Below are 2,082 nucleotides of genomic sequence, written 5' to 3'. Positions count from 1 at the left end.
GATCCAACAACTTAAAAACTGAAATAAAATTACTCTTCCCCGCACCATTCGCACCAATCAAAACATTAATCGGCTTCATTTTTAAATCCAGCGCTTTAATAGACTTAAAGCCTTTGATTTTAATGTGCGATAAATTGCCCATTGTTTGATTTTACATTTTTTCAGGGGCGGAGACACCCAATAAGCCCAACCCATTTTGAAGTATTTGCTGTACGGCAATAACAAGTTGTAGACGAGAGGCTTGCAAAGTTTTATTATCAATCAAGAACTCGCTATTGTTGTAATAACTGTGGAAATCACCCGCCAAATCACGCAAATAATAAGCCAAAACATGTGGCTCATAATTTAGTGCTGCATTCTTAAGCGTGTCTGCGTAACGACTAAGTTGTTTGATAAGTGCTTGCTCATATTCATTATCAAGTAACGCTAAATCTGGCACTTGATTGCCATCTGCTTTAGCAAGCACTGAACAAATGCGTGCATGGGCATATTGAATATAAAACACAGGATTTTCATTGGTTTTAGACTTTGCCAAATCTAAATCAAAATCCATATGCTGGTCGGCTTTACGCAAAATATAGAAAAAACGCGCCACATCATTGCCGACTTCATCACGCAATTCTTCCAAAGTGATAAACGAGCCACTGCGAGTGGACATAGAAACTTTTTCACCCTTTCTAATCAGGTTAACAAACTGTACTAGTAAAATTTCTAACTTGTCAGGATTGTAGCCAAGTGCCTGAATTGACGCCTTTACTCTAGCGATATAACCATGGTGGTCGGCACCCCAAATATTGATGATTTTGTCATAGCCTCGCTCAAACTTCTCAAGATGATAAGCAATATCAGAAGCAAAATAAGTATGCATACCATTATCACGCACTACGACACGGTCTAAGTCATCGCCAAAATCTGTGGTTTTAAACCAAAGCGCCCCTTCTTTCTCAACAATATGCCCTGAGTCTTGTAATTTTTTCACCGTTTTTTTACTCAGTCCGCTATTCACCAAAGACTGCTCAGAAAACCATTGTTGGTACTGGACACCAAACTCAGCCAAATCAATTTTAATATCGCCCAAAATACTATCAATCGCTAAATCAAAGATTTTTTTGTAATCGTGTCCCAATTGAGACTTGCAATTAGCAATTAAATCATCAATATGTTTTTCTTTATCACCGCCATCTTTTTCGTCTTTACAAGCACCATTAAAAATATCAAATTTTTCAATGCCCTTAATTGTTTTGGCAATATCAAAAATATAATCCCCTTTGTAGCCGTTATCAGGGAATTGTTGCGTTTCAACATAGCGCAAATAAACCGATGTTGCCAAAATATCCATCTGCCGACCCGCATCATTCACATAATATTCATTGTCAACTTCAAACCCTACGCCGCGCAAAAGATTAGCAACCGTTGCCCCATACGCTGCACCTCGCCCATGACCTACATGAAGTGGACCTGTTGGATTAGCAGAGACAAATTCTAACAAAACTCGTTGCCCCGCACCCACATCTGATAAACCATAATTTTTACCTTGTTTAATGATATTCTCCAGCACTAAGGCGTTTGAACCCTGAGACATAAAGAAATTAATAAAACCTGGACCTGCAATTTCAATCTTTTTCACCTCAGCAGAATCTGGGAAATTGGCAATAATCATCAAAGCCAATTCTCTCGGTGCGCACCCTGCCTGCTTAGACAACATCATCGCAATATTCGAGGCAAAGTCCCCTTGGGTTTTATCCTTTGAATGGTCAAGTCGAATATTTTCAGGTATATTCTCCAGCACGCCCTTCGCTTTCAACGACACCAACGATTCCATTAATAATACTTGTAATTGTTCTTTATTCATTTTTTTACCTTTATTTTTGATTAATCCAATCCCCAAGCAGCTGTTATCTTTTCAAAGTCCTTGTGGTCGGTTATTTTTCTGCGTGTTTTGCTTCTTTTTAAATAGTTTTTTAATTTTTGTATTAACAAAAAAATACTTACCAACATCACTCCAGCTTTTCTTATTTATTATTTGTATTTTAAATATAATTTTCTACCAATAACTTAAATCTTTTTTTGAAATTATGTAAA

Annotated in this window: 2 protein-coding genes; both read right to left on the bottom strand. The window is 37.2% G+C overall.

Translation table 11 applies throughout. From position 1 onward, the window contains the following. A partial coding sequence (locus BAZSYMA_RS01705) for an AAA family ATPase (RefSeq protein ID WP_143243056.1) occupies positions 1 to 142 on the bottom strand: 142 nt, incomplete at its 3' end. Positions 143 to 151: 9 nt separating this feature from the next. Beyond that, positions 152 to 1,852: an arginine--tRNA ligase gene (argS, locus tag BAZSYMA_RS01700; RefSeq protein WP_090714964.1), complete on the bottom strand. Its 1,701-nt coding sequence runs from the start codon at positions 1,850 to 1,852 to the stop codon at positions 152 to 154. Positions 1,853 to 2,082: the final 230 nt, after the last annotated feature.

Origin of the sequence: Bathymodiolus azoricus thioautotrophic gill symbiont (assembly GCF_001298715.1) — a bacterium.
GTDB lineage: Bacteria > Pseudomonadota > Gammaproteobacteria > PS1 > Pseudothioglobaceae > Thiodubiliella.
This window is presented reverse-complemented; position numbering and strand designations above follow the sequence as displayed.

Coding starts and splice junctions, on each gene's coding strand:
- argS (WP_090714964.1), bottom strand. CDS start 1,852: ATGAATAAAGAACAATTACAAGTATTATTAATGGAATCGTTGGTGTCG.